Source organism: Thiothrix sp. UBA5583 (assembly GCA_002425225.1).
Lineage (GTDB): Bacteria > Pseudomonadota > Gammaproteobacteria > Thiotrichales > Thiotrichaceae > Thiothrix > Thiothrix moscowensis.
In genome coordinates this window covers 146,940-160,480 of record DILV01000007.1, presented here as the reverse complement: position 1 = coordinate 160,480, position 13,541 = coordinate 146,940, and the positions used below count along the sequence as shown (strand labels likewise).

At 55.1% G+C, this 13,541-nt stretch carries 11 protein-coding genes; 3 read left to right on the top strand and 8 right to left on the bottom strand.

Translation table 11 applies throughout. The features are described 5' to 3' along the window. Positions 1-188: 188 nt before the first annotated feature. Genes B2U47_RS01975 through B2U47_RS01965 form a run of 3 tightly spaced genes read left to right on the top strand, consistent with a single transcriptional unit; the run spans position 189 to position 3,224 of the window. Positions 189-1,187, top strand: a complete 999-nt coding sequence (locus B2U47_RS01975; protein ID WP_296683201.1) for a GNAT family N-acetyltransferase — start codon at positions 189-191, stop codon at positions 1,185-1,187. Positions 1,188-1,200: 13 nt separating this feature from the next. Continuing rightward, positions 1,201-2,388, top strand: coding sequence for a glycosyltransferase family 4 protein (locus B2U47_RS01970; protein ID WP_296683204.1), 1,188 nt, complete (start codon positions 1,201-1,203; stop codon positions 2,386-2,388). Beyond that, the gene (locus B2U47_RS01965; RefSeq protein ID WP_296683207.1) at positions 2,385-3,224 is read left to right on the top strand and encodes a polysaccharide deacetylase family protein; all 840 of its coding nucleotides are present in this window, start codon (positions 2,385-2,387) and stop codon (positions 3,222-3,224) included. The genes B2U47_RS01970 and B2U47_RS01965 overlap by 4 nt, the downstream gene beginning before the upstream one ends. On the opposite strand, the gene B2U47_RS01960 is transcribed toward B2U47_RS01965, so the two are convergent. The 8 genes from B2U47_RS01960 to B2U47_RS01925 are packed head-to-tail and all read right to left on the bottom strand — an operon-like array spanning position 3,179 to position 13,538. Then, complete coding sequence (locus tag B2U47_RS01960) at positions 3,179-4,294, bottom strand: glycosyltransferase (protein ID WP_296683210.1); 1,116 nt, start codon at positions 4,292-4,294, stop codon at positions 3,179-3,181. The genes B2U47_RS01965 and B2U47_RS01960 overlap by 46 nt on opposite strands. Then, entirely contained in the window at positions 4,261-5,703 is a 1,443-nt protein-coding gene (locus tag B2U47_RS01955; protein ID WP_296683213.1) for an oligosaccharide flippase family protein, read from the bottom strand. Before B2U47_RS01955 ends, B2U47_RS01960 begins: the two co-directional genes overlap by 34 nt. Further along, entirely contained in the window at positions 5,693-6,787 is a 1,095-nt protein-coding gene (locus B2U47_RS01950) for a hypothetical protein (RefSeq protein WP_296683215.1), read from the bottom strand. The genes B2U47_RS01955 and B2U47_RS01950 overlap by 11 nt, the downstream gene beginning before the upstream one ends. Beyond that, a complete protein-coding gene (locus tag B2U47_RS01945) occupies positions 6,784-7,851 on the bottom strand; it encodes a glycosyltransferase (protein WP_296683219.1) in 1,068 nt (355 codons plus the stop codon). The genes B2U47_RS01950 and B2U47_RS01945 overlap by 4 nt, the downstream gene beginning before the upstream one ends. Then, positions 7,848-9,056, bottom strand: a complete 1,209-nt coding sequence (locus tag B2U47_RS01940) for an O-antigen ligase family protein (RefSeq protein ID WP_296683221.1) — start codon at positions 9,054-9,056, stop codon at positions 7,848-7,850. Before B2U47_RS01940 ends, B2U47_RS01945 begins: the two co-directional genes overlap by 4 nt. Next, entirely contained in the window at positions 9,056-10,840 is a 1,785-nt protein-coding gene (locus B2U47_RS01935; protein ID WP_296683225.1) for a DUF4091 domain-containing protein, read from the bottom strand. The genes B2U47_RS01940 and B2U47_RS01935 overlap by 1 nt, the downstream gene beginning before the upstream one ends. Then, positions 10,825-11,892 (bottom strand): glycosyltransferase, encoded by a 1,068-nt coding sequence (locus B2U47_RS01930; RefSeq protein ID WP_296683228.1) that lies wholly within the window; start codon positions 11,890-11,892, stop codon positions 10,825-10,827. Before B2U47_RS01930 ends, B2U47_RS01935 begins: the two co-directional genes overlap by 16 nt. Further along, on the bottom strand, positions 11,889-13,538 hold the full coding sequence (locus B2U47_RS01925) for a glucosamine inositolphosphorylceramide transferase family protein (RefSeq protein WP_296683230.1): 1,650 nt from the start codon (positions 13,536-13,538) through the stop codon (positions 11,889-11,891). The genes B2U47_RS01930 and B2U47_RS01925 overlap by 4 nt, the downstream gene beginning before the upstream one ends. Between the last annotated feature and the right edge of the window lie 3 nt (positions 13,539-13,541).

The following is a 13,541-nucleotide window of genomic DNA, read 5'->3' as shown; positions in this document are numbered from 1 at the left end:
CCAACACCACACCGCAGACCGCAAAGCCCAAGCTGTATGCGTGGGCATTTTCTGGATAAGCGGACAGACATCACCGCCTATCGCCGCCTACCCCATAAAGCCTTCCGCTAATCTGTCACGGCTGGCATATCTGTGCGGGAACAACCGACAATACCCGGCATCACAAAAATAAACGAACCGGCATATCCATGAGCATCACTATCACCCCTGATACCGCTTCGGGCATTGGTGTCACAAGCGACAATATTTTTGCCAGCCCGGCATTCCGTGCCATCATCGGCAAGGAATTCCGCCTGCAACCCGTGCAAATCAGATTAGAGACAAGCGGACAAAATACTTGTATTCCTGCTTTTTGTCGCTCCAGCCTGTTGGGGAAAAAAACAGTCATCCTTGGAGCCGGATTCGACAAAACAGGCCATATCCCGGAAGTAGCAACCGACGTATACCCACATCTGGTGGAACAACTGGGTCAGGAACTGGCGCAAACCGGCACAGACTGGCTGGAAATCCGCACTACTGCGCACATTCCCTGCCTGCGGGACGAATCCGACAAAGTGGAACTCAATGTCGACATCCAGCCGGACATCGCCACCGTATGGGATAGCCTTTCCACCAATACCCGCAAAAATATCCGCCGCCCGCTCAAACACGGCTTTAGGGCAGTCATTGGCAAAAGTGCGTCCTTGCTGGACGAGTTTTACCAGCTATACCGCATGAGCCTGCATGACATCGGCAGCCTGCCCCATCCCCGGCAGTTTTTTGCCGACTTGCTGGCGGAATGTAGTGAATACCTTGAAATTTTCGTCGGCTACATGGACAACATCCCGGTGGTCTCATCCATCAGTTTCACCAGTGAGGATGAAATTTATGGCGCATGGTCTGGCATCCACACGGACTACAAAAAGCACAATGTGTTTCTCGCCATGTTGTGGCAAATGGTGGAGCATTGTGCCGCCAGCGGGCGCAAAACCTACAATCTCGGGCGCTCCTCCGCAGGCAGCAATCCACACCAGTTCAAACTGAAACTCGCCAACCGCAGCCACAAGATTTACTACTACCGGCTCAGGACAACAGCCCCTGCGCCAGCAGGCTCCCACCTACAGGATGCAGCTTCCTGGCTGATCCGCCATACCCCGGAAATGGTCATGGACGGACTCTCCCGCACTCTCATCCATCGCTTTTACTAACAAGGACAAGTCAATGAAAATACTGGAAGTATGCACCGTCAGCAGTTCAGCCTACGCACTGGTATTCCAGCGTGCCCAACGCCTCAACCAGCGACATGCCGGACAAATGCAGGTAGACATGCTATGTAGCGATGGCTCGGAAGTGGCACTGATGCGTGAACAGGGCATGAAGGTGGTGGTGGCAACCCTGCATCGCAGCCTCAACCCCTGGCAATTGCTGCGCTCGGCATGGAATTTGCGGCGAGCCATCCGTCAGGGTGGTTACGATGTGGTACACCTGCATTTCGGTATTCCGGGGCTGGTGGGGCGCTTTCTGGCTTTGTTCGACCGCACGACCGTGTGGGTTTACCAGAGTCACGGCTATAGTATCGCAGAAAATACCGGAACACTGGCACGCAGGGCTTTCATCCTGATTGAAAAACTACTCAAACATACCGTGCGATATTCGCTGTTCCAGTTGCGCAGCGACATGGAACTGGCGCGGGAATACAAGCTGCTAAATGAAACACAGATGGTGTATTTGGGAAACGGGATTGATTTGGATCGCTTCCGCCCCCCCATCCCCAGCCCTTCCCCCGCAAGGGAGGAAGGGAGTAACTCCCCTACGGTATTTGGGATGGTAGCGCGGTTTGAGCCGATCAAGAATCATGCCTTGCTGCTGGATGCGGTGGAATTGCTGGCAAAGCAAACCCGTGATTTCAGGGTGAAACTGATTGGGCAAGGCCATCTGCAAGCGGCAATACAAACAAGCATCCGTGAGAAAGGGCTGGAGGATGTGGTGGAAATCGCTGCCTACCGCAACGACATGCCAGCCTTCTACCAAAGCATTGATGTCGCGGTACTGACCTCGTTTGCGGAAGGTATCCCCCGCGCCCTGATTGAGCCGATGGCATCCGGCAAACCGGTAATCTGCACCGATGTCAAAGGCAGCCGCGAAGCCATCATCGACCGCATGACCGGCTTCACAACGCCGCTGGATTCAGCGCAAGCATTAGCAGGGCACATGCTGTGGTTCATGCAACACCCTGACCAGCGGCGGGCAATGGGCAAGGCTGCCCGTATCCATGCAGTCAACAACTTCTCGGAAGAACGTGTCATTGACATCCTCGGTGAGCTTTATCTGGCGTGTGCAAAACCTCTTGGCTCCGCCCCTGACAAGGGGAGGCTGGGAGGAGTTTCCCCACAGGAGGCAGAAGCATGATCTTCAGTGCCGACATCGAAGACTGGCAACAATCTGTCTACGACTTTGACCGGGCGGTTTCCAACCGGGTGCTGTTCAACACCAGCCGTCTGCTCGACATCCTTGCCGAACACAAGGTAACAGGCACGTTTTTTGTGCAAGGTATGGTGGCTGAAAAGTTTCCGCGTCTGGTCAAGGCGATTGCCCACGCCGGACACGAGCTTGCTTGCCATTCCTACACGCATCGGCGGCTTTACGACCTGACAGAGGCACAATTTCGTGACGAATTACACCGTTCGGTTGCCATCCTCGAAGACATAAGCGGGGAAAAAGTCATCGGTTTCCGCGCCCCCACCTTTTCGGTACGGGATGAATACCTCGACTGGTATTGCGATGCGCTAAAAACCGAAGGCATTGTGTACGACTCTTCCATCATGCTGGCAACCGTGCGTAGTTGTTACGGTTTCAACGATGATGGCATTCTGCAACGCATCCGCGAGCGCGGGCTGGATACCTACCCGATGAGTGTCAGCAAGTTGCTGGGCAAGAACCTGCCGGTGATGGGCGGCGGCTATTTCCGGCTTTACCCTTACTGGTTTAACCGCTGGCTGGCACGCGATCTGGATCGGGATACCAGCGTGTTTTACATGCACCCGTATGAAACAGATACGCATGAATACCGCGAGGTTTCAAAACTGATGGAGATTCCACAGAAAATGAAGTATCACCAGTTTGCACGGCGCGGGAGTGTTGCTGGAAAGCTGCACCAATTGCTGCGTGATTACCCGTTTACCTCGTTCCGGGACAGGTATTACAGCAATTGTCGGTACGCCCCCACTACCGCATCCAAACTGTAACGTTCCGCCACCCGTTGCTGCGCCCTTGCCCCTAGCGCCTGCCGCTGGGGAGTATCCAACTGGAGCAGGTTTCGCCATGCCAGTGCGAGTGCGCTTGCATCCCCGGCAGGTACAACCAGCCCGGTATCAGCCACACACTCGGCAATATCGCCCACATCGGTGGCTACGCACGGCACTCCCGCTGCCATCGCTTCTGCCAGAAACAGCGGGAAGGCTTCACGCTGCGATGACAGGGTTGCCACATCCAGCGCCGCAATCAGGCGGGCAGCATCCGTGCGTACCCCCAGCAGATGCACCCGCCGGGGTTCCGGCAGGTTTGCCAGCAAGGCGTGCAGAGCCAGGTTTGTCTGATCCATGCCTTCGCCTGCTAGCAGGAAATGGGCATACACACCCTGTACCTGCAACTGGTAAACCGCGTTAATCAGGTTGGGAATATCCTTTTCAGGCACGTAACGGGTCAAGCTGCCAATCAGCAGCGTATCAACCGGGATGCCCAGTTCCTCACGGACACTACGGTAACAGTCTGAAGCCTCACTGCCCTTGCCCAACGGAATGCCATTAGCGATCACCTGCGCGTGGCGGTGGTCATAACCCAGTTCGGTATGGCGTTGCAGGCTGCGTTTCGACACATACACGATATGCTGCGGAAAGCGCGACAACCAGCGCCCCAGTGTCAGCACAACCGCGTGCTGGGCGCGTTCTAGCGTGGCTTTTTCCGGGGTATGGTGCATCCCCCATAGCAGGGTTGGGCGACAGGCTGCCGACATCCAGGCAAACGTGGCAAACAGGTTGCCGTGATGCATCCAGCCGTGGATGATTTGCGGTCTGATCTTCCACACCAGACCTGCCAGCCGTGGCAGCAACAAAGGCAGACGTACCAGCCGGTTCAGTCCCAGCACTGTCACCGGAATTCCAGCTTGTTCAAACTGCTGGCGGATACCATCCACCTCCACCAGGGCAATCACATGCGGCGTGTAATCTGCACTGAAAGCGGAACCGGTCAGGTTCAGCAGCGCTTTTTGCGCTCCACCCACGCTCAGCGAGGTGATGATGTAGAGAATGTTAGCCATCCCAGCCTCCCCTTGAGCAAATGGCGTATGCCACCAATATCCAGCAGCCAGACCATGCCAGCGTAAACCAGCATACCCAGCGGTATTTTCAGCAACAGGTTATAAAGGTGGTTGTGCCAGTCTGGCGCTTGCCCCATCAGCAGGTACATGGTCAACGCCGCCAGTGCTATCTTGCCCATGTCCAGCCACGGCACGGCGACCTGAAAGCTGCCTTTGCCACGCACATAGCCATACACCACGCACAGCAGGTAGGTGACAATCGCAGTGACTGCCGCCCCTGCCAAACCGTATAACGGCAACAACAACACATTCAGGGCAACGCTTGCCACCGCTGCCAGCAAAATAACCTGTACTTCCCGCCCGGTCTGCTTGTTGATCTGGAAAAACAGCGAAATGTAGAACAGGTAAAAAGCGTGGAATGCCACAGCCACAATCACCCACGGGAAAAACTGCAAGGCAGTCGCCACAAATTCCGCACCGATCAGGATCGGCACAAAATCATCGGCAATTCCCAGCAGACCCAATGCACAGGCGGCAAATACCCCGACGTAGAAAATGATGTAGTCACGCATCCTGCTGGCAGCCTGCGCCACCCCCTGCTGTTCCAGTGCATGGATAATCAGCGGGTAAGCCGCCATGTTCAGCGCCCCCGCAATCATGAACAAAATCTGGCGGGGCGGGTTATAGGCCGCTGCGTATTCCCCCACCACATCGTAACCGCTGAACCAGCCAATCAGGGTACGTTCCGCAATCTGGATCACCCCGAACAGGATGGCTGACAGGCTCATCGGGATACCGTACACCAGGATTTTTTTCAGCACCACTCGGTCAATACTGGCAAGCTGCGGGTGCAACAACCGCCAGAAACTGCCGGAAAACAGTAACACCAGCAGATTGCCCAACACTACTCCCAAAGCCGCCCCCCCCCAACCATAACCGAGTTTGACCAGCGACAAGCCGACCCCGACGATCAGCACAGCACGGGCAATTTCTGCCAGCAAATACTGGCGGGTCTGGAAAGTGATGGAATTGATGCGCTGCCATGCCTCATACAAGGCAGTCGCCACGAACAATAGCACCAGCACCCACGCCACCTGCCGTTCCCCCGATACCAGCGCAAACCCCAGCAGCAACACCGCTACCAGCACGGAAGTCACCAGTACGGCACTGCCAATCAGGTTGCGGATAGCCTCTGCCGACACCAGCTTGTCGTTCCAGAAGCGCATGATGCCAGCCTGCAACCAGCCGAGCATCACACTATTGATGCTGGAAGCCACCATCAGCACCGTGGTGTAAACACCGTATTCTGCGGTATCCATCCAGCGCGTATAAAATGCTACTGCCAGAAAACTCGACAAGGCCGGGGCAAGGGTTGCCAGAAAATAGGTAATGCCGTGCTTAAAAAACATGTTCACCTCCCAGCACCTGTGCCAGCGTCTGCCCCACCAGTTTGTCCGGGCGCAGGTGTTGCCGGTAATAGGCATGGTTGTTCTGCATCAGTTGCTGGCGCAAAACCGTGTCGGTCATCAGGCGACTTACCGCAGCCACGCACTCCTCCGGGCTGGTGAATTCCAGATAATGGCTACCCGCAGCAAACCCCTGCGGTGGCGGAAACAGCAGCTTTTCCGAGACAATGGCACGGGAAAACGCCACGTATTCGCCAAATTTCCAGCCTACCGAACCATGCAGGCCGGTGGTGGCAATACAGATCGGATGGTTTTTCAGGATTTGCAGGTAACTGGCCTTGTCAGACGCACCGCGTTCCGGCAACAAGGCATCCGGGTAATGCTTGAGTGCATAAGCACTGTGGGCAAAGCCGCCGTAAAAGCGTTCGCCAAACGTTTGTCGCAAGGCACGTACACACTCAGCCCGCATCTGGTTGACAACATGGCGGTCATGGCGAATGGCTTCCGGTAAATCAGCGACTTCCTCAGGATCCCAGGCGTGCATCATGAACAACACCCGTGGTTCACTGTCCGGGTCGGGCAATGCGTGGATGTTGCCGAGAGTTGGTACAAACAACAGGGGATAGCCACTCGCCTGACTCACCAGCCGTGCCAGATGGCGCAGGGTGTATCGGGAAAGGCTGGGCTGGGCCAGCAGTTTTCTGACATCAGCCCAATCCGCCTTGTCAGGGTAAATTTCATAATTCAGCCCCAGGGGTTTGACTTTCGCCTGCCAAGCCGGTGGTGTATGCGCGGGTGAATAACTGCGCTTGAAATAAACATCGGCAGTTGCCAGTGCCGTTTCATCAAAATCTGCCCCATCCCGTACATCGTAATAGAGCAGATGCTGGTCGTTCAGCAAGGCATACATGCCACCCAGCGGGGGTTGCCTGCGCAGGAAAAGCTGATTCCGCCAGCGGCAGTCAGCAAAGGTGTATTGCAAACTGATCTTGCCTGCCTGCCGCAATAATCTGAAACCGGTATGTACCTGCGACAGGTGCGGGCTATCACTGTGGGCAAGCAGCCTGCATTGGGGCAGCGTATTCATGCCGCCAGCCACGCATCAGCCACCGCCGCAATGTCATTGCCACGCACGGATTCCACCGCTTGCTGACGCATCTGCTGACGTTTGGCATCATCGAAAAACAGTTCATCAATCCCGGCGGCGATGGCCTCCACATTACCTTTTGCCACCAGCAGGCCGTTTTCAGCATGGCGGATGATTTCACGCGGCCCGGTTGGGCAATCCGTCGAAACAATCGGGCAACCGAGGGACAGCGCTTCAATCAGCACCAGCGGATAACCTTCGTAATCGCTGCTCATCACCTGAAACTCGGCTTTTGCCATGTACTTGTAGGGATTGGGGTCAAATCCGGCAAGCACAATCCTGTCTTGCATCCCCAGTGCATGGATACGCTGCTCCAGCATGGCCTGCTGGCTACCACGCCCGACAATCACCAGTTGGCAATGAGGTTGTGTGCGACTAAGGGCAAAGGCTTCGATCAGCAAGTCAAAGCGTTTCTGCTGTTCCAGCCGCCCCACCGCGAGGATAAAGCGCCCGTTAATCCCGACCGGTTCCTGTGCCTTGGCATGGATCAGGCGGGTATTCACCGGGTTATAGATGCAATTGACATTTTTCAGGGAAGCACGTTGTTCCAGCAAAACCTGCATCTGGCGGGAAACCGCAATCACCCGTTTGGCACGTGGGTACAACCAACGGAACGCAAACCACTCGCTACGAGTCATGGTTCCGGGATCCAGATGGATGGACAGCACCGCATCCGGGCAGGCCAACACACACGGCACATTGGCGGCTTCCAGAAAGGAAAAGATATGGTCGAAACGCTCCTGCTGGAACAGCTTGCGAAACTGCCATGCCCGCTGCAACAGGATCACAAGCTGGGTCAGGAAACCACCTGACCTTTCTGGAATGTCCAGATTGATTATCCTGACCGGAATGTCATGCCGGATTGTATCGGGGGGCAAACGGGCAAACTTGACCACGGTTACTTCATATTGGCGCTGCCGAAATTCCTCGGCAAGATCAACAGCCACCTTTTCCGCCCCCCCTGGAGCCGCCAGTTCGGCAATCACGATTGCAATTTTTTTCATGTGTTGACCGCCATTTTGTTGGTACTGGAATATGCCGTTTTTACCGGATTATTGTTGATATAGGCTCCCAATACAGCCAGTGCGTAAGCAAACCAGATATACATCCGGTCTTGCAGGGTCAGGGACATCTGCCCGATTACCACGATCAGCAGCATCAGGCTCAGTAGTAGCCGCTCATCCCCCCTCAAACGCCAAGCTGCTGCAAACGCAACACTGATAACCGCCAAATACAGGACAGTACCGATAATGCCCTGCTCCGCCGTTACCGCCACAAAACTGTTGTGTGCCGTGTAATCCACATTGTAAGGGTTGATGATGCGCCGGAACGAACCGAGACCATGACCGATAATGGGGCTTTCTTCCCACTCTTCATACGCATTTGCCCATATTACGCTGCGTTCATTCAAGGTTCCGCTGGATATTTCCTTGCCGGTCGAAAAAATACGCTCAATGGTTTTTTGTGGAATGACATTCGCAATGCCAATCAGCGCCACCATCACCACCAGCACACTGGCAGTTTTGCCAATCAGCCCGGAACGCAGGATGGCCGGCACAAATCCAACCAGTCCCAGCACCATGATGACAGCACCAGTACGCGAACCGGTAATCAGGATGGTAAAACCGGCCGCCGGTATGTACACCAATCCCAAGACTCGCCACCACCATTGCTGGCATAGGGTCAGCAGATAAATTGCCAGCGGGATGACCATTGCCAGCTTGACCGACACTTCATTAGCATCAAACTGCTTGATTTCATGACGCACGGTGTTACCACCGATCTGGTAATCCTTGACCATCAGGTATACCAGCCAGAAGGAACCCAGTACCAAAGCCACATACAACAGGTTCAGGTCATTCCGGGTTGCTGCCAACTGGAACAGCAGCAAGGCAATCATCAGGATATACAGGTTGCTTTTGAGTGCCTGCTCACTACTGACCGCTTGCGAGGTTTCATATGGCACTGGCATTTCTGACCAGGTATACGACAGCATGACCCAAGCAACGTATAGCAATACAGCAGAATGGAAACCCGGTACGGCATGAATACCATTTCCCATCATCAACAGTACTGCTGCCAGCCCAAATGACATCAAACCAGCAATCTTGACCAGTGACATACCGGCAATTTCCGCCGCACCATCAGTGGGCAACGCAAACACCAGCATCATCATGAAAAAAACAGCCGCTTTCCTGAGGGTATCCATCAGCGTCGTCCTACTGCTGCCAGCCGCTCGCCCAATGCCTGCCTGACCTGCATCAGCAAAGCAGGATTGTTGTCCCAATCACCAAAGTTACGGGCAATGCGCTCAAGTTGCTGGCGGACAAACGCAGCTTCCCCTGCCTGTAACAACAGGTCGATGTACATGTAATCTTCTACCGACTCGCGTATCCATTTCAGGCGCAAGGATGCCAGCGGGCCATCAAACCCGGTTTGTGCCTGCTTGCCCGGATAAGCCAGCAAGCCATCACCGTTGAACACAAAGCCTGGCGGATCGGTACTAATAAAACTGGCAGCATCGTGCCAGATGTCTGCCTTGTCAAACCAGGCGACCGTATCCCAGTAGCCCAGCCCTGTGACACCGTAACGGTGGAACAGCCAGGTCGGGATTCGGTAATTGATGGCAGGAAAATCCAGTTGCCAGACAGGTGGATAATTGCCTTGCAACGCATCGGCACGCGGATTGATATGACGATAATGGTCAAAATCCAGCACCAACGCAGTATATGCCCAGATTTCATCACCTGTTGCCAAACGCTCAGCCGCCACATTCCTGCCCAGATAATCGACATCACGCCACAAGTCATGGAACTTGGGAATCCACACATCCACCGCACCGTGCAGATTGCCAAGCGCCGGGTCTTCATTCAGGGGCGGTTCGCTGACCTGAAAACGGATTTTTTCGCCCTTGCCTTGCGCCTCATCAAAAAACTCACCCCAGTGACGGGCATGTTGGTAGGCAGCGGCACTATCCGGCTCATCCACAAACGACGGGTCGGTATAGCAACGTTCTGCCCCCGCAAACCCCGCACACCAGTCTGCATAATCCCGCATGAAGGCTTGCGCCTGCACCCGCTCCTTACCCAGCGGATCGGCAAACGGATAACTGTCGGCAAACACATAGGTATAGGCGGAAGCGTGCTTGTCCTGCATGTAATGGCGCATGTTGTCTGTCACCGTCCCCAGCCCGGCAACCTTGCGCCCAAAATCAGGCTTGCCGCTGGCATCGGCGTGCGGGGTGGCATCCTCGAAACTTTCCGGAGCAAGGTGGTGATCCAGCAGGAAATCATTCCAGCGGCGGATCAGCCGGTTATCCGCCTCCACTGCCCCCGAGCGGTCAAGCCCGTAGACTTCTGCCAGCCGATAGCCATTCGTGCCAAACACCGTGCGCAAGGGGGAACGCTCCGGCAAGGTGAAATCCCAAACAGTCAACGTTACTGGCAAAGTCAGGGTATCCTGCCCATCAGCACTGACCTGGATGCTGCCGCTGTATTGTCCTGGTGCTGCATCTGCCGGAATGTACACATCCACCCACACTGGCAGGTTTTCCTGTGCAGTCAGGTTCTGTGGAAATGCCCGCCAGGCACTGGCAAGTTTCTGCTGGTTGTTACTGGCTGGCAGCAATATGTCAGGCCATGCCTGCGGTGCATAAGGTGAATGCGGTGATGGCGTGCTAACCTGCACATAACGCTCACGAAATACCTGTATGTCTGCCAGCGTGGCTCCCTGCTGGTTTTTCAGCGGCGAAACGGTCACTTCGACATTGGCAAGCCCACCGGAACCGGCACTGATCACAAACTGGAAACCTTCGTATTCGTTACGGGCAGCCGCAATCGTTACACGGTCAGCCCCCGTCACCGTCTCAAACGGGGCTACCCGATCTAGCACGCCAATCGCCCTGACCTGCCAAGGTGTTTCCGGCACACCACAACCTGCTAATGTTAGTAAAAACCATGCAAACAACAGGTAACGAATCAGAGTGCCAGCCATTTTTCCGCCACCCTCTCAATGTCCAGATATTCAACCGACGGCAGGGTGTTCCGGCAATACACCTCATACACCGCTTCATCCAGACACATTTGCTCAAGAGCCACCGACATGGCTGCCGTATCGTCCACCGGAACCAGCAAACCATTTTCCCCCGGATACACAATCTCGCGGGGGCCGGTTTCACAATCGGTGGCGATCACCGGTTTGCCCAGCCCCAAGGCTTCAATCAGAATGACAGGAAAGCCTTCGTGCAGGCTGGATAAGACTAGGCAATGGGCGTTGGCAATATAAGGGTAAGGATTGTGCATGAAACCCGGCAGCAACACCTGCCGTTCCAGCCGCAACTCACGGATCAGACGTTCCAGACGCGGGCGCTCATTCCCTTCCCCCAGAATCACCAGTTTGAACTGTTTGATCACCTGTGAAACCGCATAAGCACGGATCAAGCCAGTAAAGTTTTTCTCCGGGCTAAGGCGTCCGGCAGCCACGATGTAACGCCCCTCAATGGATATTGCCGGATATTCCAGCGCCAGCTCCCGGATTCGTGCCAGATTCACCGGGTTATACAGACAATCCAGATTCCGCAATTGCAGATGCCTGCTGAAAATCTGCATCCCAGCCTGCGACACCGCTACCACTTTCCTGGCCTTGGGATACAGCCAGCGGGCAAACAACCAGTCGAAACGGGTGAAGTTGCGCTCAGGGTTGCAATGGTTGGCGGCGATGGTGTCACGACTGGCAAGAATGGCAGGAAAATTGGCGTGTTCCATCACGCTGATGATGGTATCGAACTGTGTCACCCGGAAAATGCGCCGCAACTGCAAGGTGCGTTCCAGAAAGTTGAATGCCTTAGAAAAAAAACCATCTTTTGAGGGACAGTTGATGTCGATCAGTTCACCAGCATAAGGGTAATACGGCGAACGGTTGTCAAACAGGATCACAGACACATCATGCTGTTTGGCAAACTGGAAGGATAGGTCAGACACCACCTTTTCTGCCCCGCCCATTCCCAGCGAGTACACCACCAAGGCAATTTTCCTGCGGGACATCATGCGTGTTTCACCAGCCAACGATCCAGCATCCCCAGACGGCGGCGCACATGCACGGCATCTGCCACTACGATGTCCTTGCCGACCCCCAGGGTATGCACCCCATTCATATCATTGCCACCATCCGGCAAGCAACGGCTGACAGTTTCCTCACGATAAAAACGTTCATCAAGCTGCTGGATCAGGTTGATGTTGAGGCCACGCCCGTAAGCACCCGCGCAATTCTGTGAAGGTCGATACAAGCGCCCTTCCACCTCGAAAATGCGCCCGGCGGGACGTGCATGGGAAGCCCGTGCCACCACCGGATTTTGCGGGTGTGGCTGCCAGTTAGTACTCAGCGGATTATCCGCATGGAACAGGTACAGGGCTTCACTGGGTGAGCAACTGGCATGGTTGCGCATACTGACAAACATCCACCAGCGCCCCTGATGCTCCTGCAAGGTGGCATCATAGGCTTCCACATTTTCCATCAGGTTTTTCTCGAACACCCAACGGTGCGGAAATTCTGCGCAGCGATACAACTCAAGGGTATTGTTGCCTGCTGTTTCCGGGATCAGGTAATGCTGCCCCTGATACTCGAAAACAAACGGGTAAGACAAATGGTAGGGCTTTTCCAAGATTTTGACCGGCTCGGAATGGCTGCCATCCGCATTCAGGCGGATGCAGGCTAGATGCCCGATACCACGCGCATAAAACATTTCTTCAAAAAACACGTATTGCCCACCTGCGTGCTCCACCACAAACGGGTCAGCCCAAAAACGGTCAGGCGGTGGTATCAGCTTGCGGAACTGTTCCAGCACCCGCACATCATGCAGATTGCCAGCCTTACCCAGCAGCAGCACCCACTGTTCCGTGCGAAACAATGCCTGATACAACTTGCGGATGACATTGAACGGGTAACGCAACCAAGCTGTCAGCACCAGCCGCAATGCAGGCAAACGCACCACATAGTTTTGCACTAACGGAAAAGTGATCAGGCGAGTCTGAACATGGCGGTAAAACGTTTCCTCCCCTGTCTGGATCAGTTCCTGCAAGCGCTGCGGCATGAAATCCGCCATTTTCCACAGGGTACGCTCAACAGTGCGGTTGAGGGAAACCGGGTCAGTGCTGGTGGTCGCATAAAATAGGCGTTCCGGCTCGTTGCGGGTTTCCATGATGCGTTCCAGCCCGCAAATGATCTCATCCTGCCCGCTGGCATATTCCTGTAAACCGACGAACCGGTCAGACAAGCTGGCAGGTCTGCCGAAGAAATAGCGCCACACGCCCTGACGCGCCCACAGGATGGTTTCTGGCAGCGGCTCCTGCCCGCTCAGGTCGATAACGGCATCCACTGGCTGCTTGCCCAGTATTTCCTGATAGCGTTTGCCCCCTGCGCCACACACGCTGATGTCACCCAGCAAATCCAGTACACTTTGGGCAGTCCGGGCATTCGCAGGACATTTGAACAGATTGGCATCCAGCACTTGCAGACCATGCAGCAACCTGCTGGCAAAACCTTGCAACCAAGGAACGGCCTGCGGCTGGCGCAAGATGACAGCAACCAGTGACACACCTGCCACTGCCTGCAAACGGGCAAGCATCAGATGCTGCCAAGCGGAAACATGTTCACCCTCAATAACAAGGGCAACCCGGAACACTGTAGCTGACATGGG

Coding starts and splice junctions, on each gene's coding strand:
- B2U47_RS01975 (WP_296683201.1), top strand. CDS start 189: ATGAGCATCACTATCACCCCTGATACCGCTTCGGGCATTGGTGTCACA.
- B2U47_RS01970 (WP_296683204.1), top strand. CDS start 1,201: ATGAAAATACTGGAAGTATGCACCGTCAGCAGTTCAGCCTACGCACTG.
- B2U47_RS01965 (WP_296683207.1), top strand. CDS start 2,385: ATGATCTTCAGTGCCGACATCGAAGACTGGCAACAATCTGTCTACGAC.
- B2U47_RS01960 (WP_296683210.1), bottom strand. CDS start 4,294: ATGGCTAACATTCTCTACATCATCACCTCGCTGAGCGTGGGTGGAGCG.
- B2U47_RS01955 (WP_296683213.1), bottom strand. CDS start 5,703: ATGTTTTTTAAGCACGGCATTACCTATTTTCTGGCAACCCTTGCCCCG.
- B2U47_RS01950 (WP_296683215.1), bottom strand. CDS start 6,787: ATGAATACGCTGCCCCAATGCAGGCTGCTTGCCCACAGTGATAGCCCG.
- B2U47_RS01945 (WP_296683219.1), bottom strand. CDS start 7,851: ATGAAAAAAATTGCAATCGTGATTGCCGAACTGGCGGCTCCAGGGGGG.
- B2U47_RS01940 (WP_296683221.1), bottom strand. CDS start 9,056: ATGGATACCCTCAGGAAAGCGGCTGTTTTTTTCATGATGATGCTGGTG.
- B2U47_RS01935 (WP_296683225.1), bottom strand. CDS start 10,840: ATGGCTGGCACTCTGATTCGTTACCTGTTGTTTGCATGGTTTTTACTA.
- B2U47_RS01930 (WP_296683228.1), bottom strand. CDS start 11,892: ATGATGTCCCGCAGGAAAATTGCCTTGGTGGTGTACTCGCTGGGAATG.
- B2U47_RS01925 (WP_296683230.1), bottom strand. CDS start 13,538: ATGTCAGCTACAGTGTTCCGGGTTGCCCTTGTTATTGAGGGTGAACAT.